Origin of the sequence: Pseudomonas arsenicoxydans (assembly GCF_006438915.1) — a bacterium.
Lineage (GTDB): Bacteria > Pseudomonadota > Gammaproteobacteria > Pseudomonadales > Pseudomonadaceae > Aquipseudomonas > Aquipseudomonas arsenicoxydans_A.
Genome location: NZ_RCZE01000009.1, coordinates 211,553 through 233,655 on the forward strand (window position 1 = coordinate 211,553; position 22,103 = coordinate 233,655).

Below are 22,103 nucleotides of genomic sequence, written 5' to 3' on the forward strand. Positions count from 1 at the left end.
ATCCAGAGCGAGTACCCAGACATGGCCACTACCAAGCAAGACAACATGCCGGTGATCCGCGATCTGCGCGACTTTGATCGGCGCTCCGGCAACCTGCTGGAACGGCTGGTGTTCAACTACCGCCCGCTGTTCATTGTGCTCATGACCCTGGCGACTCTGGTGCTGGGCTACATGGCGGTCACCCGTCTGGAGCTGCGCCCCAGCTTCGAAAAAATGATTCCGCAGAGCCAGCCGTACATCCAGAATTTCCTCGAGAACCGCCAGTCGTTGCGTGGTTTGGGCAACTCGGTGCGGGTGGTGGTGGAAAACACTCAGGGCGACATCTTCGACCCTGAGTACCTGAATGTGCTCAAGCAGGTCAACGACGAACTGTTCCTCACCGAAGGCGTCGACCGCGCCTGGATGAAGTCGCTGTGGACACCCGCCGTGCGCTGGACTGAAGTGACGGAAGAGGGCTTTCAGGGCGGTCCGGTGATGCCCGACAGTTATCAGGGCTCACCGTCGGACATCGAACAACTGCGCCAGAACATCTCCCGTGCCGGGATCGTCGGCAGCCTGGTCGCCAGCGACTTCAAATCGAGCATGCTCATCGTGCCGTTGCTGGACAAAGCCACTGCCACCGGCCAGAGCATCAACTATCACGCGTTCTCGCAGATGCTCGAAGAGCAGTTGCGCGACAAGATCGAATACGCCGGTGACAGCGCCGCGCGCAAGTCCGGTGTGGAAGGCAAAGGTCACTACAAGATTCGGGTGATCGGCTTCGCCAAATTGATGGGCGACCTGATCGATGGCCTGATTCAGGTGATGATGTTTTTCGGCCTGGCGGTCGTGACTTCGCTGGTGATCATTTTCGCCTACACCCGCTGCGTGCGCAGCACCTTGCTGGTGGTGGGCTGCTCGCTGATTGCGGTGGTCTGGCAGCTGGGCATCGTCGCCTGGCTGGGTTACGCCATCGACCCGTATTCGGTGCTGGTGCCGTTCCTGATCTTCGCCATCGGTGTGTCCCACGCCGCGCAGAAGATGAACGGCATCATGCAGGACATCGCCCGTGGCACCCATAAACTGATCGCCGCACGCTACACCTTCCGCCGTCTGTTCATCGCCGGCGTCACCGCGCTGCTGGCCGATGCCGTAGGTTTCGCGGTATTGATGCTAATCGACATTCCGGTGATCCAGGACTTGGCAATCACAGCCAGCATTGGTGTCGCGGTGCTGATCTTCACCTCGCTGTTGCTGATGCCGGTGGCGCTGTCGTACGTCGGCGTCGGTGCCAAGGCTGCCGAGCGCGCCTTGAAAATCGACACCCGCGCGGCCGCGCATAAAGGGTTTGGCAAACTTTGGGACAAACTGGATCGCTTCACCACAGCCAGGTGGGCCACCGGCGCCGTCCTGGCGGCAGCCTTGCTGGGCATCGGTGGTTTTGCGGTCAGCCAGCACCTGAAGATCGGCGACCTCGACAGCGGCGCCCCGGAGTTGCGGGCGGACTCGCGCTACAACCGCGACAACGCCTACATCACCCAGCATTACGCGCTGTCCAGCGACCTGTTCGCGGTGATGATCAAGACCGCGCCGGAAGGTTGCCTGAACTACAAGACGTTGGTGTTGGCTGACCGGCTGGCCTGGGAGCTGCAACAATATCCCGGCGTACAGGCGACGGCTTCGCTGGTCAACGCGGTGCGGCAAATCACCGCCGGCACCTACGAGGGCAACCCCAAGCTCAACAGCATCCAGCGCAACCAGGACGTGTTGAACTACGCCGCGCAGCAAGCTTCGGTCAACTCGCCGGAGCTGTTCAACACTGATTGCTCACTGATGCCGGTGATCGCCTTCCTCAAGGATCACAAGGCCGAAACCCTCGACGCCGTGGTCGCCATTGCCGACCAGTTCGCCAAGGAAAACAGCACCGACGATCGCCAGTTCCTCCTCGCTGCCGGCAGCGCCGGGATCGAAGCGGCGACCAACATCGTGGTGCGCGAGGCCAATCACACCATGCTGCTGTACGTATACGCGGCGGTGACCTTGTTCTGCCTCATCACCTTCCGCAGCTGGCGCGCCACGCTGGTGGCGCTGTTGCCGTTGGTGCTGACCTCGATCCTCTGCGAAGCCTTGATGGTGGCGATGGGCATCGGCGTGAAAGTCGCGACCCTGCCGGTGATCGCGTTGGGTGTGGGCATCGGCGTGGATTACGCGTTGTACTTGCTCAGCGTGCAGCTGCAGTTCCAGCGTCAAGGCTTGCCGCTGTCCCAGGCTTACCGCAACGCGGTGTCGTTCACCGGTCGCGTCGTCGGTCTGGTCGGCATCACCCTGGCGGCCGGTGTGGTGTGCTGGGCCTGGTCGCCGATCAAGTTCCAGGCCGACATGGGCATCCTGCTGACCTTCATGTTCCTGTGGAACATGCTCGGCGCATTGATCCTGATTCCAGCGCTGTCGCATTTTCTTCTGCGTACACATCACGTATTGGGCGAGAAAGCGGGGGAGAAGGAATTTGTAGTGGGTCGCGGTCGAGCGGAGATCGACGGTGAACAATCGGTCTCATTTAAACAAGAAAAATCGCCAGTGTTTAAATGAGGCTTTCGGTTACGAGCAAGAGGCTACAACGCCTTGCGCCAACACCTACGGGAAAGACAGAATCCGCCGGCTTGTGTGTAGTGAGTCATGGTCTTATCGTTTCCTTGTCGCTGATAATCAGCGGTCGGGCTTGGAAACTCGACGGGTAAACGACACGAAGGCACCTTTCATAACGTACTTTTTTGCACGATGTGCATTCCGTTATGGCGGCTGCGCGTGGGAGACCTTATAGGTCTGCCGGGCTCGTTTACCCTGGTTTTCCAACCTGCGTACAGCAGCCACCCCTTCGCTTGGAAACGAACGTGGCAACTCCATCGATAAACGAGGGGAAGGGGAGTCGCGCTATGCCTTGCTGGGCATTTCAAACTGCATCATGGTGGCGGAGATTACCGCGAACGGTGTGCTGGATAAAATAGAGCCAACCGCGCAATCGCAATCCTGTGGCGAGGGAATCTATCTAATGGAATCAGCGCCTGAAAAACACCGATGAATCGTTCTTCAAAGGAGATACACATGACATCAGGACAATGTCTTTGCGGCGCCATACGCTTTTCTCTAGCAGTTGAACCACGATTCTTCTACCGCTGCCATTGCACCCTGTGCCGCAAGCAAACCGGGGTCGGCCATAACCTCGCCACGCTGGTCAACGCGCGCGACTTCCGATGGGAGGAAGGACAAGACGCGATCACCAGTTGGCGCAAACCCAGCGGCTACAGAAATGACTTTTGCTCACAATGTGGCTCGACCGTGCCCAATGCACTGCGCGAATCACCTTACTTCTGGATTCCGCTTGGACTTCTCGATGCCAGACTGAGCGTGGAGTGTGTGGGCGATTTCTGCACCAACGACGCGATGCCATGGGATGCGCAACGGTCGGAAATAAGTCATGACGCCGCCCCCAAGTCACTTGGGTTTCTTCTGGATGAACTTCAGGTCAACGATGATTGACTCAGTCACTTGGGCAGCATAGTGATTGGTTGTTTTTTGCCTGGCAATTAAGGCCGAAACTACCCAAAGCCGTCAGCCGGTAGTGCAGCGGCTGCAAAGGGGTGAAGAAATCAACAAGCAATTGCATAGCTGCGATTGAGCGTGCAGAGCGAATGCGGATTCGCAAGTTAAAGCCCAAAAAGCACGAACTCAATCGTCTGGCTGTGTTGCTTATTTTTTCTTCTTGATTAATTTGGTTATGTAGTAATTGAGGCTGAAACGATCTTTGGGCCTTGGTTTGTAGTGGGTTTTGTTTCTTTGCGTTGGATCGATCGCCAAGGTACACGCGGTATAGTAATAAAGCGCTATCGACCTGCGAGTAATGTGCTCTGGAGTTGTCAAGGGCTCTGGGTGCCCATGATTGCTGTCTTTGTCGGTATTAAAAATGACGCAGCGATTGTAGATAGGCAGGATTTTTTTAAGACAGGTCTTCATGTGGACATCCCACAGTTCCAGATTGCCTCCATATTCTTCTTTCCAGTCTTCATTTAGATAAATAATAATATTCAGTCTGCGCTCGATATTAAGCTTTTTGTTGAGCCTGAAGTCCGAGTGCACCCCCAGGAAACCACCGCTTTTCGTTTCATGCAAGCCGCCACCGGTAAAGTAGGGGTCAGGTATCAAACCTTCGATACCTGTTAATTTCTCAAGAAATTGCAGCATGGGCGCGGAGTTGAAAGCATTGAAAATAGTCTTCAAAAATGGAGAGCATTCGTTTGGACTGATTTGGCGTTTTAGTTGCCCTTTATAGCCGCGCTCGTAGAGCATCTCGTTGTTGGTTGGCTCGACGGGAAAATTTGAGCAAATACTTGCAATCAGATCTTCGTGTAAGAAGTTGTCGATGATTATGTGCGGAAATGGCGTAGCCTGAACGTAGTGGCTAGCCAATGAGTCACCAAAAGCACTGGCGTTGTTCTGGTCGAAATCAAGCTCCGGTGAAAGGGTGATGGGTAGTGCTTGAGTGATGACTGCCATTGTTTCTCCGATAACTTAATACAACGTCTTTTGGGTGACTTAAAGCAAAGTCGAACGCACGGATCGTGCATGCCGGTGTCGCTTAAGTTTTACTGTCAACTTTGTTCAGGCGCTTAAGTATATTATTGTACATTTTGGTTCGTCTATGAGACTTTCCATAGCCGCCAGCCGCTGCGACAGTACCCGACTGGATATGATCAAGATAGCTGAAGATTTTACGTGGCGATAAAGTTTCAATGACATAGCCAAGCTCGCTCATGCGGTCTTGAAGGGTATATCCAGGAACACGATCATCCATCGAAAAGTGCATACCGTGCTGTTTTACGAGTTTGCAGTTCCATAATGTGCAGAAGCTCTTCAAATAGATCTCTCTATAGGGTTTTGGTTCTCTGGACTGTAATCCCATAGAGGTTTTAAGGCGTCTGTAATGATGTTTCAGTAGTCGTGAACTAAAGCGCCAAGCTGTTCTAACGGTGCCCCGATTTATTTGTTCTACACAGCCGATGGCTACAACTTCTTTATTTTTATCACACTTGTTTAGCATCATCGGGAAGACATTTTTATCGAAAATAAATGTGTCGGTATGCATTAAGAACAAATAATCAGTATCTATTCGCTCCAAAACCAGGTCGAGTGCTTTGCCGTGTGCGATATGGCCTGGTTCTGGTTCAGGAACAGATCGTTCGATTAAGTTGATCCAGTCAAGTGTTCGTAAGTATTGGGTGCTTTCATCAGCCGAATAGTTATCAACCACCCATATCGGAACATTGGTGCCGCCTAGGTGCTGGTGCAGCAACTCTAAGCATATCTTAGTGATTTCTGGTGTTTTGTAATTCACTATGACTATGCTGAAATTGTTTGGGGGTTCAGTTGGTAAGCTAGTACTGTTCATTGTTCGGGTACTCAATCATATTATATTTATAGGTGGGGGTTATTGAGTCTGTATCCGGGTTCGAGTATTTGTCTGTCCAGGTTTTGCGCACCTACAAAGTTAAATTTTCAAGTAACTTTGTCATGCGCTAAATCAACATGCCTCACTCGCGCCTGATAAAGAGCAGTGGATGCGACCCTCATCGTATAAGGATCCACTCTATAGGTAAACATCTATGAAATAATTCGTTACATCGAAATGCTGGTCAGGTATGTCCACCCGGTATATTCGAATGTGCACAACGTCTCGGATCCTGAGACAGCTGAAGCTATCGTTCATGCTGCACGGTTAGCAAGACCCTCCGCTATCGTTGGCTTGAAGCTGCAAATTAAAGTGTCCAGGCACCTCGACAAGCCATACAAGAGTCTTCACCGCGATGACGGGTTTGTCAGCAGCGAGTGAAGTGAATGGCTTGATGCAGCGTTCTCAAGCTTGACGATCGTCCGTATATGGCCATTAGCTGCCTGCCGCGAAGGGCAGCTTCACGCCCTGAGGAAGTCAGTCAACCAAAATCGGGGTTCTTGAGGTGTGATGAGCCACGCTTCCTCAAGGCATTCAAATAGGTGGTTTCTTCGTAGAGCGTCCTTGTCTGCCAGGCCCGATACAGAACCGGAATCCACGTACTACGCGAGTGCGCGTACGGCAACCTGCTAGGTACTCCCTTTGGCGTGTCGCGATGTAGGCATTTCGCGCCATCAGCATTCAGGAGCAAGTTTTTTTGTTCACCTCGCTAGCCGTCATACGCGTCTGCAGCAAGGAAAGTCCGTTCAATACCGGTTGCTTCGATGCATAGCGTTTGAGCGTGCCCTTTCGGGAAAACGAACGATGGTAGCGGAGCAAAAAATCCACAGATGAACGGTATTGAAATAATTGCTCCACTGGCTTAGTCTCAATCTCACGTTGTACGAGATCAACCGCTGTTAGCACCTAAAACAACAAACAATCAGGAGCAAACATGAAAGCGAAAGTGATGTTGGGATTGTTCATGGCAGCCGCAGTTTCACTGCCAGCCTGGGCCGCGGACTGGACCGTAGGGGCTAACGTTGGCAACGTGCCTTGGGAATTTCAGGATTCCAAAGGCGAGTTTGTCGGCTTCGAGGTCGATGTTGTAAAAGAGGTGGCAAAACGCGCCGGAAAAAGCGTCGAGTTCGTCAATATCCCCTTCAACGGCCTGTTCAGCGCCGTGCAATCCAACCGTGTCGATATCGCAATCTCCTCAATCACCATTACCCCGAAACGCCTGGAGTCGGTAGCCTTTGCGCAGCCTTACTTCGACAGCGACCAGTCGCTCACCGCACTGACCACTTCCAAGGTCAAAAGCCTGGCTGACATGAAAGACAAGGTGGTGGGTGTCGATACTGGCTCGACGGGTGACATGTGGATTAACCAACATAAGGATGAGTACAAGTTTGCCGATGTTTCGCGTTATGAAGGGCTATCGCCAGCCATGCTCGATCTGGCTTCCGGACGAATCGATGGCTACCTCAGCGACATTCCGGCAGTGCTCTACTACATCAAGGACAAGCCGCAATACACCATCATTGCTCGAATCCCTACCGGTGAACGCTACTCGCTGATGCACGCCAAAGGCTGGGCGATGAGCGATCAGGTCAACGACATCATCAGCAAGATGAAACAAGACGGCACGCTCGGAAAAATCCACAAAGAGTGGTTCGGCACCGACGCCGATAAAGATTCCAGCACCCTGAAAGTGACCGCTGTCCTCAAGTAAGCCCTGCTGATGATGCATGCAAGTGGCGACACCCGTTCGCCACTTGTATTGACCGAGGTATCCCATGGATCTTTTGCAGACATTCTTCAACTGGAACGTGCTCGTCGATTCGCTTCCGCTGATGATGCGTGGCCTGGGCGTGACCATTGTGCTTGGGGTGGTGAGCATTGCCCTGGGCCTGGTGGGCGGCCTTTTACTGGCGTTGCTGCGGTTGTACTCCTACGCACCCGTTCGAGCGCTCGCACGAATCTACATCGATATCATGCGCTCCATTCCATTGTTGGTTTTGCTGGTACTCATTTATTACGCGCTGCCTTTTGTGGGTATCCGACTGTCTTCTTTTGCGGCCGCTGCCAGTGCGCTCTCGCTTGTCTCCTGCGCCTACAGCGCAGAGATTTTTCGGTCGGGCATCGAGGCCATTCCCCGTGGCCAGTTCGAAGCATCGGCTTCTCAAGGCATGAGTTTTTTCAACACCATGCGCGACGTTGTTCTGCCGCAAGCCATCCGCATCGTAATGCCGCCCATGACCAGCAACTGCATCAACGTCATGAAGGACACGGCGCTCGCCTCGGTGGTAGCGATGCCTGACTTGCTGAAGCAGGCGACCCAGGCACAGGCACTGGCTGCGAACCCGACACCACTGGTTGGAGCCGCCTTGCTGTATCTGTTGCTGCTGTTGCCGCTGGTGCAAATGGTCAGCTGGGTTGAGCGTCGTAATGCCTCTGGAGGAAAAACCGCATGAGCACCTTGATCGACATCGAAAAGCTCGACAAGTACTACGGCAACTTCAAAGCGTTGAGCGACATCAACCTGCAGGTTGAAGAAGGTGAAGTGGTGGTGATTCTTGGCCCGTCCGGTTCGGGAAAATCGACCTTGATCCGCTGCATCAATCTGCTTGAAGACTACCAGAAGGGCGATATTCGCGTGGGCGGGGAGCGGGTTGAAAATGGTCCGCGACTGAGCGCCATCCGTAGTGAAGTCGGTATGGTGTTTCAGAGCTTCAACCTCTATCCGCACCTCACCGTTCTCGACAACGTGTCGCTGGCGCCGATCCGTGTTCGCGGGCTGAGTCGGCGTGATGCGCACGCCAGGGCCAAGGATCTTTTGGTGAAGGTCGGTATGGGCGATCACGCGCACAAATACCCGAGCCAACTGTCTGGCGGCCAACAGCAGCGTGTTGCCATTGCCCGCACCATGGCCATGGAACCTCGCGCGATTCTGTTCGATGAACCGACTTCGGCGCTGGACCCGGAAATGGTTGGCGAGGTACTCGATGTCATGCAAAACCTCGCTCGCTCCGGCGTCACGATGGTCGTGGTTACTCATGAAATGGGCTTTGCCCGTCGGGTCGCCGACCGGGTGATCTTCATGGAAAGCGGACGCATTGTTGAGCAGAACATCCCTGAACCGTTTTTTACCGCACCTCAAGAACCTCGCACACGAGCGTTCCTGCAGGCCATCTTGCATCATTGAATCCGGCTGGAGAAAGTAGAGTGAATCCTCTCGATATTGATTACGTTCGCAAGCAATTTCCAGGTTTGGCCGATGGCTATGCCTACATGGATAACGCCGGTGGTTCGATGGTGCTGGGCGCCGTCGCTGAGCGGGTCGTTGATTACATGCTCAACAGCAGCGTGCAACTAGGCGCTTCCTACCAACCTTCCGTCGACGCTGGCGCGCGAGTGATGCAGGCGCGGCACTCGGTGATGCAATTGATCAACGCTGAGCATCCCGAAGAAGTGATCATGGGCGGCTCGACCACCCATTTGTTGCAAATACTGTGTCGCGCCATCGCCCCGTCAATCGTTCCGGGTGATGAAATCATCGTCACCAATTGCGATCACGAAGCGAACATCGGCCCATGGGTCAAGCTGTGCGAAAGCAGCGGTGCGACCCTGCGGGTTTGGCAGGTCAACCAGGACAGTTGTGAGCTGGAGCTGGATGACCTGCAGGTCTTGCTCAATGACAAAACCCGTTATGTGGCCATGACCCACACCTCGAATATTCTCGGCTCGATCAATCCAGTCGCCGAGGTTGCACGACGTGTGCATGCAGTGGGCGCCAAGCTGTGCGTGGACGCTGTTGCTTATGCGCCACACCGACTGGTTGATGTGCAGGCCAGTGGTGCCGATTTCTACGTCTACAGCTTCTACAAAACCTTCGGTCCACACTTTGCTGTGCTCTGGGGACGTCGTTATCTGTTGTTGGAGTTGCCGAGCCTTAACCACTTCTTTATCGGCCAGGATGTGGTGCCTTACAAATTGCAGCCGGGCAACGTCAACTATGAGTTGTCCTTCGGTTGCATCGGCATTACCGACTACTTGCTCGACATCAGCACCCGGCTTGGCGCACAAGGCAGCGAGCGCAAGTGCATGCAGGCTGCGTTCGATGCCTTCGAAGTGCAGGAAGATTTGCTCGCCGAGCGTCTGCTGGCATTTTTGCGCCAGCGCGAGGGCGTTCGCATCATTGGCAAAAGGGATACTCGCAATCGAGTGCCAACGATCAGTTTCGTGGTTGAGGGCGTTCAGTCCGAGGCCGTTGTGCGCAGGGTCGATGAGCACCGGATCGGCATTCGCTTTGGCGACTTCTATGCGCGGCGACTTATCGAATTCCTTGGGCTTGACCAGTTTGGCGGGGTAGTGCGGGTATCATTGGCGCATTACAACACCCTGGAAGAAGTCGACCGGCTTATCGCTGCGCTGGATCAGGCAATCAATGCGTTACGCTGACAGGCGCGCACACTTCTAATTTTACGAGCCTTCACTATGGCCTTACCTGAAACCCTCGCAGAGCTGCGTGACTGTATAGCGGCCCAGCACGAACAACTGACCGGTCGTCTGCGCGATGCCGCTCGATTCCTGATCGACAACCCGCATGAGATCGCACTCAATACGGTGGCCGAACTGGGTAAGCGCTCGAGCATCGCGCCTTCCGCTTATATTCGGCTGGCTCAGGCGCTTGGCTTTGCAGGTTTCAAGGATTTGCAGCGGCTGTTTCGCGCACCGTTGCAGCAGGCTGCCGACACCCACAGCGAGCGCATTCGGCACTACGGCGGTGAGACGTTGCTGGAGGACCCTAGTGACGTCGGCGGAATTCTGCGTGAGTTTAGCCAGGCCAACATCGTGTCCCTGGAACATTTGGCTCAAGGGGGTGAACAGGCCAATATCGAAGCCGCCATCGCTCATTTGCAAGTCGCGCGCACCACCTTCGTCATCGGTATGCGCCGTGCCTTTCCGGTGGCGGCGTATCTGAGCTACGCGTTAAGTCGTGTGGGCCGGCGAACCGTGCACATCAGTGGTGCTGGCGGCACGTTGCCGGAGCAGGTCAGCGCCATTGCCGATGATGATTTGTTGATCGCCGTCAGCTTTCCGCCGTACGCCCATGACACCGTTGAGGCGTGTCGTCTGGCGCGTGCCGCAGGCGTGACGCTGGTAGCGATCACCGACAGCGTCCTGAGCCCTATCGGGCAGATGGCCGATACGGTGATCGAGGTCAACGACGCTGAATTACTGGGCTTTCGCTCACTCACCGCTTCGTTCTGCATCGCGCAAACCCTGGCCATGGGGCTGGCCTTCAGCGACGGCCAATCGGACAACACCTTTAGCCATGACCGGCTGAAAGATATCGACTGCTAAGTCGCAACTTTCGCCACGAACTTATTTAACCAGTCACTTCAGGAGAATATCCCGATGGTTTCACCTGCACGCGATTTAGTGGGTTATGGAAGACAACGCCCGCAAGGTACCTGGCCGAATGGCGCACGTTTGGCCATCAGCCTGGTAATCAACTACGAAGAAGGCTCCGAACGTTCGCTCGCCATGGGCGACCCGGACCAGGAATCCATGACCGAGTGGGGCAGTTATTCAATACCCGACGGCACACGCAATCTGGCGATGGAATCGATGTATGAGTACGGTTCTCGCGTCGGGATCTGGCGAATCCTGGATATTCTCGACCAGCAATCGGTTCGTGCGACTTTTCACGCTTGCGCAGTAGCCTTTGAGCAGAACCCCGATGTGGCACGCGCGGCAGTCGCAGGTGGTCATGAAATTTGCAGCCACGGTTATCGTTGGGAGGAAGTGTTTCGCCTGACTGAAGAGCAAGAGCGTGAACACATGCGTTTGGCCATCGAGTCATTCGAACGCACCTGCGGCAAGCGTCCCGTTGGCTGGTATTGCCGGTATGGCGCGAGCGTCAATACCCGTCGCCTGGTCGCAGAGGAGGGCGGTTTTCTCTACGATTCCGATGCCTACAACGACGACGTGCCCTATTTTGTCGATGTCGAGGGTAAGCGTCATCTCGTGGTGCCTTACACCGCCGACGTGAACGATTTCCGCTACTGGAACTCGCCGGGGCTTTCGCAGGCATCGGACTTTTTCGAGTACATGAAAGAAAGCTTTGAGGTCCTTTATGAAGAGTCGGCTGAAGGACCACGCATGATGTCGATCGGGCTGCATCCACGGATGGTGGGCCGTCCAGGGCGGGTCAGGGCGATCAAGCAATTCATCGAGTACGCTAATCAGCACAGCGGTGTCTGGTTTGCTACGCGCGAAGAAATCGCCCGTGCCTGGCTTGAACGAACTTGATGGCGTGGCAATCAGGCCGGATTAAAAAATTGAGACGCGCTATTCCTCATTGTGTTGAAAGAGTTCAGGGGGAAGTTCACCAATGCCTTTGAGCCGGGTTTCGAGAAAATCGCGTAATACTCGAACTTTTGTGGAATAGCGTCGGTTGGGAAGATAAGCCATATAAATCTGTCTCCCTGTCAGCGAGTTAACAAAACGATAGTGCGGGAGAACAGTTTGTAATTCGCCACTCAAGAGGAGATCACGCACCAGCCAGATTTCAAACTCGGCAATGCCCAGTCCACCACAAACCGCTTCGAGCAGTAATTCCGAATTGTCCGACTGAAGATTGCCTTTTGGGAAAATCGAATGTTTAACGTCATCTTTGGTGAAGTACCAATGCGGGTCGCTGTCGGGGTGCAGGTAGATGAGGCAATTGTGCTGGCTGAGTTCGGCAGGTGTTTGGGGATGACCGCAGCGCGCCAGATAATCTGGCGTTGCGCACAGTAGCGAATCGTTGCGGGATATGGGATAGGCGATCAAGTTCTCAAGATGATTCTCGCCCTCATGAATATCCAGGTCAAAGCCGCCTAAGATCATATCGTTGTGGTTGTCGGTCAGACGCAAATCCATCTGGATACCGGGGTACATCTGTAAAAAAGGCGCGATCAGCGGTGCAAGGAAGCGCCTGCCGAAAGCCACGGGCGAAGTCAGTTTCAGCGGGCCGCTTGGTGCAAGATTGAGGTCACTGACGACACGTAACGTGTCGTCAAGATCGGCAATCATCGACAGTGCGCGGGCGTGATAAATCTGCCCGGCCTCGGTGAGGGCGACGATGTGTGTTGTGCGATGAAGAAGGATTGTGTTCAGCGACTTTTCCAGCGTTGTAATCATTCGGGTCAATGTCGAAGGGGAGACATGCAGTTCTCGGGCTGCCGCGGAGAAGGTGCCCAACTCCACTACTTTGACCAGTGCCCTCATTACAGCCAAGTGATCAATACGTGCAATTTCATTAATCATTTTCAGAGTTGCCTTTGCGCTGGTTGCAAAACCGAATTCTATCGGACGATGTTCCATCCATTTTCGCCAGTATATAGACTCATTTCGATCGAAGTGCGCACACCGTTCATAACTTCCGCCAACGTATTCGCCCGAGAGAATCGCTCATCTCCAGGGCTCATTGGAGTATCGAGATCATTATGGATTTTCCTGCACATGTTCCATTGGCTGTTGCTACCCGAAACCAACACGTGGAGCGAATTCACTGGGGATCAGTAGCCGTTGTTGATACCGAAGGGGCTTTGTTGGCCTATGCGGGCGATCCGGGAGCGATGATGTTTTCCCGTTCAACGCTCAAACCGTTCCAGGCCGTTCCTTTCGTGCGCGATGGCGGTGTCGAACACTTTGGGTTCTCCGATGATCAAGTCGCCGTCATGTGTGCCAGTCACTCCGGGGAAGCATCGCACGTGAATGCCGTGAGCAGCATGTTGGCGAAAATCCGGCACGAAGTGACTGACCTGGGGTGCGGCTGCCATTTACCGGACTTCTATAGCGCGGACAATCTGCCGCCGGCCGGCTTCCACTTCGATCAACGCCACCACAACTGCTCCGGGAAGCACACCGGGTTTCTTGCCTATTGCCGCCTTCACGGGCTAGCCAGTGATTCCTACCTGGCACCGGACCATCCCTTGCAACGTGACATCCAGCGTGTCGTCACATCGCTGAGCGGTGTTCCGGAAAATCAGTTCTGGGCGGGCACTGATGGCTGTAACGCGCCAAACCTGGGGATGCCTCTGTCACGACTTGCGTTGCTGTGGGCGCGACTGGCCAGCGGTGATGCCGGTTCCGACGCCAGCCTCAGCGCGGTATTGCAACGTCTGTTTGACGCCATGCGGCGCAATCCGCAAATGGTCTCCGGTACCGGCCGATCCGACCTGGGGATCACGCTTGCATCAAATGGCGACTGGGTCGCGAAAACCGGTGCCGATGGTGTGCAGACGGTCGGTATCCGTAGTCGAGGGTTGGGTGTGGCGGTGAAAGTCAGCGATGGCGATTTCCCTACCGTGTTCGCCATCACCATTGCCGTACTCAAGCAACTGGGAGTGCTGGAGCAGGGAAGCGATAACCCGTTGTTGGCACCTTGGGCAGATCCGGCGTTGAACAATTGCAACGGCGCGCCGGTAGGCCAGTTGAAGGCCACAGTGCAATTGAAGTTTGTTTAGTGCGGGTGCCTTACGGGCGTCCACCAGACCTCTAACGCAGATCAGAAACCATGCTATCGACTCACGCGCAAAACCAGCAAACCCCGGCCATCTCACTACGCGCGGTCAATAAGTTCTTTGCCAGTCAGCAAGTCCTGTTTGATGTTGATCTGGAGGTTCAGCCCGGTGAAGTGGTCGTGATTATCGGCCCCTCGGGCTCTGGTAAATCGACCTTGTGTCGCTGTATCAACCGCCTGGAAACCATCACCAGTGGCGAGATTTTCTTGCACGGCGAACGCCTGCCTGAAGAGGGCGGGGCACTGGCGAAAATGCGTGCCAAGGTCGGCATGGTCTTCCAGAGTTTCAATCTGTTTGCACATCGGAGCGCGCTGCAGAATGTTGCCATGGGGCCCCGAAAGGTCCTTGGCATGAAACGTCAGGACGCCGACGCGTGGGCAATGCAACAGCTCGAACAAGTCGGCCTGGCACACAAGGGGAAGGCTTATCCCGCGGAGCTGTCGGGTGGCCAACAACAACGCGTTGCGCTGGCTCGATCGCTGGCGATGAAGCCCAGTGTGATGTTGTTCGATGAACCGACCTCGGCACTTGATCCGGAAATGGTCAACGAGGTTCTCAAGGTCATGGTCGATTTGGCCCGCACAGGCATGACCATGGTCGTGGTCACCCATGAAATGGGGTTCGCTCGCTCCGCTGCCGACAGGATTATTTTCATGGACGCCGGCCGGATTGTTGAGAGTGCTCCACCGGAAACCTTCTTCAGCGCCCCCCGCTCAGAGCGTGCCCGGGAGTTTCTTTCCAAGATTCTGGCTCATTAATCAACTCATCTGAAAACACAATAAAAAGAGAGATCAACCATGCGCTCAAACCGGTTCGTTACTTTCAGCGTCTCCCTCCTGGCTTCCTGCATGTTCGCGACGCTTGCATCGGCCGCCACCGTCGAACAATTCCCCGCCGATTCGACGATGGCGAAAATTCACCAGCGCGGAAAACTGGTGGTTGGCAGCTCATTAAATACGCTGATGTTCTCGTCCAAAAATCCCATGACTGGAGACGTTGAAGGCTTCGAGGCTGATCTGGCCAGGATGCTGGCGAAACAGCTCACAGGCTCCGAAGACAACATCGAGTGGGTCAGCACCACACCGGAAAACCGCATTCCTCTGGTGGAGAACAAACGCGTCGACCTGGTCATCGCCACCATGACAGTGACCGACGAACGCAAGCAGGTCATAGGCTTTGCGGGCCCGTATTACCTCGCCGGACAGGACTCTCTGGTAAGGATCGACGATCATTCGATCAACAAAACCGCTGACCTCGATAACAAGACTGTCTGCGTACTCAGCGGGACGACCGTAGAGCGCAATCTCAAACCGTTAGCGCCGAATGCCAAGATCGTGACTTTCAGCGATGCCTCCGCTTGTGTCGAGGGGTTGATCGACAAGCGTTTCGACGCCTATGTCGACGATGGCGCCACGTTGGTCGGTGAGTCACTTCGCCAGCCCGGCAAGCTGCGGGTGGTTGGCACTCCGTTCACTGAAGAGCCCTACGGCATCGCCGTGGCCAAGGAAGACAAGGTTTGGCGTAGCTGGATCAGCAATCAGTTGGGGGCGGCTATCCAGAGTGGCAAGTGGCAAGAAATGTACGGCAAGGATCTTGAAGCCGGGCTGGGCGCACCGCAGGTGCCAGTGATCGAACAGTAAGAGCTGCGCAGAGGCGAACCTGATGTCTTATATCGGACGCTTTCTGGGGGGCATCGCGGTCAGCGTCGAGCTGACCCTGCTGTCCTTCGCCATTGCGATCGTTCTCGGGCTGCTTCTGGCAATCATGAGGGTGAGCCCATGGCCACCCTTTCGCTGGTTTGCCAGCAGTTACGTAGAACTTATGCAGATGATGCCGCTTCTGGCGCTATTGCTGCTGTTCACCTTTGGACTGCCGAAGCTGGGCTTCATCTATTCGCTGTTCACTTCCACGGTCCTGGTCCTGGGACTGTATAGCGCGGCCTGGATCTGTGAAGTCGTGCGGGCGGGTATCAACACTGTGTCGATTGGCCAGATCGAAGCCGCACGCAGCATCGGGATGCGCTTCGACCAGATCCTGGGCGAAGTGGTGTTGCCACAAGCCGTGCAGTCGGTCATTGGACCTTTGGGCAATCTGTTCATCATTCAAATCAAGGCGTCGGCCATTGGGGCTGCGATTGGTGTCGCGGACATCACCTATACCGCGCAGAAGATCAACTTCGACACGGCCCTGGCCGTGCCGACCTTCCTCGGCGCCATGGGTGCCTATTTTCTGCTGACCCTGCCAGCCGGTTGGTTCTTTCGCTTTCTGGAGCAAAAAATGGCGGTGTTGCGATGAGCGCTGACAACTTGCTTTACGAACCGCCTGGTCCGATTGCCAGAAGGCGTAACCGGCTGATTTCGGTAATCGGCGTGTTACTGCTGTTGGGTTGCCTGATGGCGGTGGGTCATCGGCTCGATGCCAGTGGTCAGTTCGATGCCAAGCGATGGGAAATCTTCCTGCATCCTGGAACACTGCGCTTTCTGTTTGACGGCCTGGTGGCAACTTTGCTGGCCGCAGTGATCAGCATGGTATTGGCCTTCAGTCTGGCGTTGCCGCTGGCGCTTGCGCGGTTATCGTCCAGGCTATGGTTGCGCACCTTGGCTGCCAGCTACATCGGTTGTTTTCGCGCGGTACCGCTGCTTTTGTTGATTCTGTTTACCGTCATCCTGTTGCCCTCGATCGGGTTGAACTGGTCAGCCCTGGGTTATCTGATTTTCGGCATGGTGCTGCACCACAGTGCGATGGCGGCAGAGATTGTACGTGCCGGTATCCTTTCCTTGGGGCGCGGGCAGAAAGAAGCGGCGTTATCGATCGGCATGCGCGAACACCAGGCGATGATGTGGATTGTATTGCCACAGGCGCTGAAACTCATGTTGCCAGCATTGATCAGTGGCGTTCTGGCGATTGTCCAGGATACGTCCCTGGGCTACATCATTCCCTATGAAGAGCTGTTGCGCCGGTCCCAGCAAATATCCAGCTTCGCCCCGCAATCACTGCTGCAATCGGCGTTTATTGTCACGGTCATGTATGGTTTTGTCAGCGCCTTGCTTCTGGCTCTGCGGCGCTGGATCGAACGACGGCAGGCCTACACCTCTCGAGCACTAATCCCTGAGGAAGGGGAGTTGTCTAAACTGGACACGCTGGTGCCGGCGAAATCGCCGGCATCAACGTGATGAGCGCCCGTGCGGTTCTGATACAGGAAGCTGTTGGCCGTTTAGGGTGAGCGCGCAGCCGGCTGGGATCCGCTTTGATGCTGCTGGCGTCCACAGTAAAGCCATCACCATTGACTTAGCCTGCGTCCATGTTTTCGGTCCTTGCTACCCACTGACATCTCTGCCAAAGGAGTCACCCCATGTCAACGCTATATCCCAGTATCGATCCCGAGGGGCTGGTCGAGTACTCAGTGGTCTACACCGACCGCTCGCTCAACCACATGTCGCAGTCATTTCAAGGCGTGATGAAGAACATTTCCACGACCCTGAAACAGGTCTACAACGCCCAGGCCGTTGCGGTGGTTCCGGGCAGCGGCACATTCGGCATGGAAGCGGTGGCGCGACAGTTTGCCACCAACCAGCAATGCCTGGTGATACGCAACGGCTGGTTCAGTTATCGCTGGAGCCAGATCCTTGAGATGGGCAACATCCCGGCGGCCACCACGGTGCTCAAAGCCCGACCGGTCGAAACGGGTCGCCAGGCGGCCTACGCCCCACCGCCGCTGGACGAAGTGCTGGCAGCCATTGCGGCGCAGAAGCCGCAGATTGTCTTCGCCCCCCACGTTGAAACCTCATCAGGGATTATCCTGCCCGACGACTACCTGCGGGCCGTCGGCGACGCCGTGCATGCGGTCGGTGGCCTGTTCGTGCTGGACTGCATCGCCTCAGGCACGCTGTGGGTTGATATGCACAAATGCGCAGTCGACCTGCTGATCAGCGCACCGCAGAAAGGCTGGAGCGCCTCCCCTTGCTGCGCCCTGGTGATGCTCAGTTCTTTGGCCCTCGAGCGCATCGAGCAGACGCAGAGCAGCAGCTTCGCCTGCGACCTGAAAAAGTGGCTTCAGATCATGCAGGCCTACGAACAGGGCGGACATGCCTACCATGCGACCATGCCCAGCGATTCCCTCGCGCGATTTAACGAAGTGATGAAAGAGACGCAAGCCTACGGTTTCGACAAGGTCCGCGACGAACAACAGGCGCTGGGCGATCGGGTGCGCGCCATGTTGACCGGCAAAGGCATCAAAAGCGTGGCCGCGGCCGGCTTTCAGGCCCCAGGCGTAGTGGTGAGCTACACCGATGATGCCGACATCAAGAACGGCAAGAAATTTGCCAGCCACGGGCTACAGATCGCCGCCGGGGTGCCGTTGCAATGCGATGAGCCAGCCGACTTCCAGACCTTCCGCATCGGTCTGTTCGGCCTCGAAAAGCTGCACAATATCGAGCGCACGGTCAGCATCCTCGCGCAGGCACTGGACGAGGTGATGGTTGACTAAGCCGGTATTTGACACCGTTACCACAGTGTCTGGGACATGTTGAAAACCACAGGCGTAGACACGCGCCGCATGACCGGCCGGGGCCGGTCACTTCTGGAAGAGGCCTGATATGCAACCTTTTGATACGGTGATTCGCAACGCCCGCGTGGTAACCGCCGCGGACACGTTCACCAGCGATATCGGTATTCGTGATGGGCGCATCGTCTCCCTCGGCCTGGACCTGCCGCAAGGTCACCAGGAAATCGACGCGGCAGGCCGGCATGTCACCCCCGGTGGCATCGACAGTCACGTGCACCTCGACCAGCCGACTGGCGACGGCTCGGTGATGGCCGATGACTTCTTCAGCGGCACGGTCTCGGCGGCCTGCGGCGGCACCACTACCGTCATCCCGTTCGCCTGCCAGCAGAAGGGCGAAAGCCTGCGCGCTGCCGTCGATGATTACCATCGTCGTGCGGGTAACAAGCCGGTGATCGATTATGCCTTCCACCTGATCGTCACCGACCCCACACCGCAGGTGCTGCGTGAAGAACTGCCGGCCCTGATTGCTGAAGGCTATACCTCGTTCAAGATCTACATGACCTACGATGCGCTGAAGCTGGGCGACCGGGAGATTCTCGAGACGTTGTCGGTCGCGCGCCGTGAGGGCGCCATGGTGATGCTCCACGCCGAGAACAGCGATTGCATCGCCTGGCTGACCGAGCGACTACTGGCGGCCGGGCTGACTGCGCCGCGCTACCACAGCGCGTCGCGGCCGATGCTGGTGGAGCGCGAGGCGACCCATCGTGCCATCGCCCTTGCCGAGCTGGTGGATGTGCCGATCCTGATCGTGCACGTATCGGGTCGCGAGGCCGTGGAGCAGATTCGCTGGGCCCAGAGCCAGGGGTTGAAGGTGTACGCCGAAACCTGCCCGCAGTACCTGTTCCTGACCGCCGACTCGCTGGGGTGCGACGACAGCTTCGAAGGTGCCAAGTGCATCTGCAGCCCGCCGCCGCGCGATGCCGCAAACCAGCAGGTGATCTGGGATGGCCTGGAGAACGGCTCGTTCGAGATTTTCTCGTCAGACCACGCACCCTTTCGCTTCGATGGCCCGGATGGCAAGAAGGCCCACGGTGAAGAGGTGTCGTTCGACCAGATCGCCAACGGCATTCCCGGTGTCGAAACCCGCATGGCACTGCTCTGGTCCGAAGGCGTGCGCAGTGGGCGCATCACCCCGCAAAGCTTTGTTGCGCTGACCTCCACTAATGCCGCCAAGCTGTATGGGCTGTATCCGCGCAAGGGCAGCATCGCTATTGGTGCGGATGCCGACCTGGTGATCTGGAACGAAGGTGAGTCGGTGCACCTGTGCAACGAAATGCTGCACCACAACGTCGATTACACGCCTTACGCGGGCATGACGCTGAGCGCCTGGCCGGCCATGACCCTGTCTCGCGGTGAGGTGGTCTGGGACGGCGAGCCGCGCGGTGAAGCGGGTCGCGGCCGGTTTCTGCCGTGCGAGCGCCCGGCGCCCGCGCAACTGCGCCGACGTAAAACTGAGTTGCCATTGTGAGTGCGGTCGCACAGGTGGCCGCCATCCTGATTCGTGCTTGGCGTGAGGGGCGCCAACAACCGTTGCCAACCCTGGAACTGGCTAGCGAGGCCGAAGCTTATGCCGTGCAGCATCAGGTCGCGGATGCCCTCGGCTGGTTCGCCACCGGGCCCCCAGCGGCGTGGAAGCTGGGCGGCGCTCCGGGAGGGCTGATCAGTGCCGCCGGGGTACCGGCAATGGCGGTACACCCGTCGGGTTGGCAGGTTCCGCCGGGCGATGCCTTCGGTTTCGGGATCGAGGGAGAACTGATCGTGCGCCTGTCGCGCGACCTCGACCAGCACACTGATCTGGCCATGGCCTATGCGGCGGTCGATGTATGGATGCCGGGCATCGAACTGTGTGGCACGCGCTGGCTGCAGGGCGATCAGGCCGCGCCACTGCTGCGGCTGGCCGACCAGCAACTCAACCGCGCGCTGGTACTCGGCGCACCGAAAACGCTGGAGGAAATGCCGGATTGGTCAAGACAACAGGTGGCATTGCGGGTGGCCGGGGAGCCTGAGTTCGTCGGCGTTGGCAGCCATCCTTTCGGTGAGCCGCTGAGTTCGCTGCCGTGGCTGGCTCGTCACGCTGCAGCACTGGGCAGCCCCTTGCGAGCCGGTGACCTGGTGGCTACGGGTAGCTGGACCGGTATCTACTGGGCGCCGGCCGAGGTGCAAGTGGACGTTGAGTTTGCCGGGATAGGACGGGTTGCCTTGTCGACTTGATGGGTTTCAAGGCTTGCTGATTCTCTCGCTACCGGCCAACTGGTAGCTGCCACGTCAGACAGAAATCGACCCGAGTCCCTGACCACGGATTGAGAAAGAAATCGGTGTAAGGGGCGGGCGCCAGAACAGATTGGCTGAGCATTAAACCTTAGTTTTTACAGCCATTTGTGAAGGGGCAGCTAATGTCCGATTTCTGCCTGTCACGAAGGGTCGCAATCGGCAAAAAGCAGCCGCTCGCAACTTGCAGGATTGCGGGGGCGAAGGCTTGGCATTGGGCTGTAGCGAGAGGTGGCCGGTAAGACCGGAGAAGCTTCGCGAAAGAGATGTGAGGCCAGTAATATCGACGGATAGACCACGATTAACCGTAACAGCCTAAACCGTGGTTGCCTCTAGTTGTCATTAGAAGTGTTAATCATAGATCAGCGGTCTTCACCAACGAACCAGAGACTTTCAAATGATAGCGATGAATCGAATACTTCACCCCACCAAAGCCCTGGCGCTCGTGACGATCTTCAGTTTCCTGAGCGGACCGGCGCAAGCCGGTTTGGAGGAGGGCGTTACGGCCTATCAAGCCGGTGACTTGCCGCTGGCATTTAAGGAATTTAGCACCGCTGCGGACACAGGCAACGCCGATGGCCAGTTCAATGTGGCTCTAATGTACGAGCAGGGCATCGGGGTCGCCAAGGACGAAACACAAGCAATTAGTTGGTATGAAAAATCTGCGCAGCAAGGCAACTCCAACGCGCAATACAATCTCGGTGTGCTGTATGAAAATGGCCGTGGCACTGCCGTGGACTTTGCGCAGGCCAATCAGTGGTATCGCAAGGCAGCAGCGCAAGGCGATGGGCTCGCCGTCGGTAATCTGGGCATGCTCTATATGCGCGGCGATGGCGTGAAGGTGGACAAAAATCTTGGCCTGGCTCTGCTTATACTGTCGGCAACCATGGACAACTCGCCCACAAACAAAGCCAAAAGTAACATTGCAGCGACCAAGGGTTTAACCACCAACATGATCACAACAGCCCAGGCACTTTCGAATGAGCTAGGCCAAGCCAAAAATCTGTTGATACCGCTGGATCAATACTTGAAAACCACGACGACTACCGCTGGCGGCGAATCGCAATAGGCTGAAAAGCGTCCTCCGGAATACAGGGGGCGCAGGTAGCTAATTACCGCCCGACAATCTGTCCATTTATCCTCGACTCGGTTACGTCGAAGTCGAGCGTCGCTCGGAGGATGGATTTGATCGTGTCTACTTTGAAAAATGCGTGGGTTGATGTAGCAACCCTCG

20 protein-coding genes and 2 pseudogenes are annotated in these 22,103 nt (G+C 56.2%); 19 read left to right on the forward strand and 3 right to left on the reverse strand.

Going from position 1 to position 22,103, the window contains the following annotated elements:
* Positions 1–21: 21 nt before the first annotated feature.
* The 3 genes and pseudogenes from EAH78_RS19955 (at position 22) to EAH78_RS19960 (ending at position 3,516) form a co-directional block, all read left to right on the forward strand.
* Positions 22–2,568, forward strand: a complete 2,547-nt coding sequence (locus EAH78_RS19955; protein WP_240051909.1) for an efflux RND transporter permease subunit — start codon at positions 22–24, stop codon at positions 2,566–2,568.
* 328 nt (positions 2,569–2,896) lie between these two features.
* Positions 2,897–2,986 (forward strand): annotated as a pseudogene (locus tag EAH78_RS33405) (DUF6124 family protein); the annotation flags it as partial.
* A 95-nt stretch (positions 2,987–3,081) separates the two neighbouring features.
* A complete protein-coding gene (locus tag EAH78_RS19960; protein WP_140669051.1) occupies positions 3,082–3,516 on the forward strand; it encodes a GFA family protein in 435 nt (144 codons plus the stop codon).
* Between the two features lie 210 nt (positions 3,517–3,726).
* Here the strand turns inward: EAH78_RS19960 and EAH78_RS19965 are convergent, their stop codons facing one another.
* Positions 3,727–4,530, reverse strand: a complete 804-nt coding sequence (locus EAH78_RS19965; RefSeq protein WP_140669052.1) for a 2OG-Fe(II) oxygenase — start codon at positions 4,528–4,530, stop codon at positions 3,727–3,729.
* Between the two features lie 82 nt (positions 4,531–4,612).
* Positions 4,613–5,422: a glycosyltransferase gene (locus EAH78_RS19970; protein WP_140669053.1), complete on the reverse strand. Its 810-nt coding sequence runs from the start codon at positions 5,420–5,422 to the stop codon at positions 4,613–4,615.
* A gap of 994 nt (positions 5,423–6,416) precedes the next feature.
* Here EAH78_RS19970 and EAH78_RS19975 point away from each other — a divergent pair.
* From EAH78_RS19975 to EAH78_RS20000, 6 genes are all read left to right on the forward strand, one after another.
* A complete protein-coding gene (locus EAH78_RS19975) occupies positions 6,417–7,193 on the forward strand; it encodes a transporter substrate-binding domain-containing protein (RefSeq protein ID WP_140669054.1) in 777 nt (258 codons plus the stop codon).
* Positions 7,194–7,257: 64 nt separating this feature from the next.
* Positions 7,258–7,935, forward strand: a complete 678-nt coding sequence (locus EAH78_RS19980; protein WP_140669055.1) for an amino acid ABC transporter permease — start codon at positions 7,258–7,260, stop codon at positions 7,933–7,935.
* Positions 7,932–8,666 (forward strand): amino acid ABC transporter ATP-binding protein, encoded by a 735-nt coding sequence (locus EAH78_RS19985; RefSeq protein WP_140669056.1) that lies wholly within the window; start codon positions 7,932–7,934, stop codon positions 8,664–8,666. Before EAH78_RS19980 ends, EAH78_RS19985 begins: the two co-directional genes overlap by 4 nt.
* 20 nt (positions 8,667–8,686) lie before the next feature.
* On the forward strand, positions 8,687–9,922 hold the full coding sequence (locus EAH78_RS19990) for a cysteine desulfurase-like protein (protein WP_140669057.1): 1,236 nt from the start codon (positions 8,687–8,689) through the stop codon (positions 9,920–9,922).
* Positions 9,923–9,958: 36 nt separating this feature from the next.
* The gene (locus EAH78_RS19995) at positions 9,959–10,828 is read left to right on the forward strand and encodes a MurR/RpiR family transcriptional regulator (protein ID WP_140669058.1); all 870 of its coding nucleotides are present in this window, start codon (positions 9,959–9,961) and stop codon (positions 10,826–10,828) included.
* Positions 10,829–10,882: 54 nt separating this feature from the next.
* Positions 10,883–11,779 carry an allantoinase PuuE gene (locus tag EAH78_RS20000; protein ID WP_140669059.1) on the forward strand — a complete coding sequence of 299 codons (897 nt, stop codon included), beginning with the start codon at positions 10,883–10,885 and terminating at the stop codon, positions 11,777–11,779.
* A gap of 39 nt (positions 11,780–11,818) precedes the next feature.
* Here the strand turns inward: EAH78_RS20000 and EAH78_RS20005 are convergent, their stop codons facing one another.
* A complete protein-coding gene (locus EAH78_RS20005; protein WP_240051910.1) occupies positions 11,819–12,835 on the reverse strand; it encodes a LysR family transcriptional regulator in 1,017 nt (338 codons plus the stop codon).
* Positions 12,836–12,957: 122 nt separating this feature from the next.
* Between EAH78_RS20005 and EAH78_RS20010 the strand changes: the two genes are divergently transcribed.
* The 10 genes and pseudogenes from EAH78_RS20010 to EAH78_RS33410 all read left to right on the forward strand — a co-directional run.
* Positions 12,958–13,980: an asparaginase gene (locus EAH78_RS20010; RefSeq protein ID WP_140669060.1), complete on the forward strand. Its 1,023-nt coding sequence runs from the start codon at positions 12,958–12,960 to the stop codon at positions 13,978–13,980.
* A 50-nt stretch (positions 13,981–14,030) separates the two neighbouring features.
* A complete protein-coding gene (locus EAH78_RS20015; protein ID WP_109786222.1) occupies positions 14,031–14,795 on the forward strand; it encodes an amino acid ABC transporter ATP-binding protein in 765 nt (254 codons plus the stop codon).
* 90 nt (positions 14,796–14,885) lie between these two features.
* Entirely contained in the window at positions 14,886–15,677 is a 792-nt protein-coding gene (locus tag EAH78_RS20020; protein ID WP_161599696.1) for a glutamate ABC transporter substrate-binding protein, read from the forward strand.
* 22 nt (positions 15,678–15,699) lie between these two features.
* Positions 15,700–16,332 (forward strand): amino acid ABC transporter permease, encoded by a 633-nt coding sequence (locus EAH78_RS20025; protein ID WP_140669062.1) that lies wholly within the window; start codon positions 15,700–15,702, stop codon positions 16,330–16,332.
* Positions 16,329–17,210 carry an amino acid ABC transporter permease gene (locus EAH78_RS20030; protein WP_140669063.1) on the forward strand — a complete coding sequence of 294 codons (882 nt, stop codon included), beginning with the start codon at positions 16,329–16,331 and terminating at the stop codon, positions 17,208–17,210. Before EAH78_RS20025 ends, EAH78_RS20030 begins: the two co-directional genes overlap by 4 nt.
* Before the next feature lie 179 nt (positions 17,211–17,389).
* The gene (locus EAH78_RS20035) at positions 17,390–18,523 is read left to right on the forward strand and encodes an aminotransferase class V-fold PLP-dependent enzyme (protein WP_140669064.1); all 1,134 of its coding nucleotides are present in this window, start codon (positions 17,390–17,392) and stop codon (positions 18,521–18,523) included.
* A gap of 109 nt (positions 18,524–18,632) precedes the next feature.
* Positions 18,633–20,069, forward strand: coding sequence for a dihydropyrimidinase (gene hydA / locus EAH78_RS20040; protein WP_140669065.1), 1,437 nt, complete (start codon positions 18,633–18,635; stop codon positions 20,067–20,069).
* Positions 20,066–20,812 (forward strand): 2-keto-4-pentenoate hydratase, encoded by a 747-nt coding sequence (locus tag EAH78_RS20045; RefSeq protein ID WP_140669066.1) that lies wholly within the window; start codon positions 20,066–20,068, stop codon positions 20,810–20,812. Before hydA ends, EAH78_RS20045 begins: the two co-directional genes overlap by 4 nt.
* Positions 20,813–21,266: 454 nt before the next feature.
* Entirely contained in the window at positions 21,267–21,938 is a 672-nt protein-coding gene (locus EAH78_RS20050; RefSeq protein ID WP_140669067.1) for a tetratricopeptide repeat protein, read from the forward strand.
* Between the two features lie 52 nt (positions 21,939–21,990).
* A pseudogene (locus tag EAH78_RS33410) lies at positions 21,991–22,089 on the forward strand (GNAT family N-acetyltransferase); the annotation flags it as partial.
* Between the last annotated feature and the right edge of the window lie 14 nt (positions 22,090–22,103).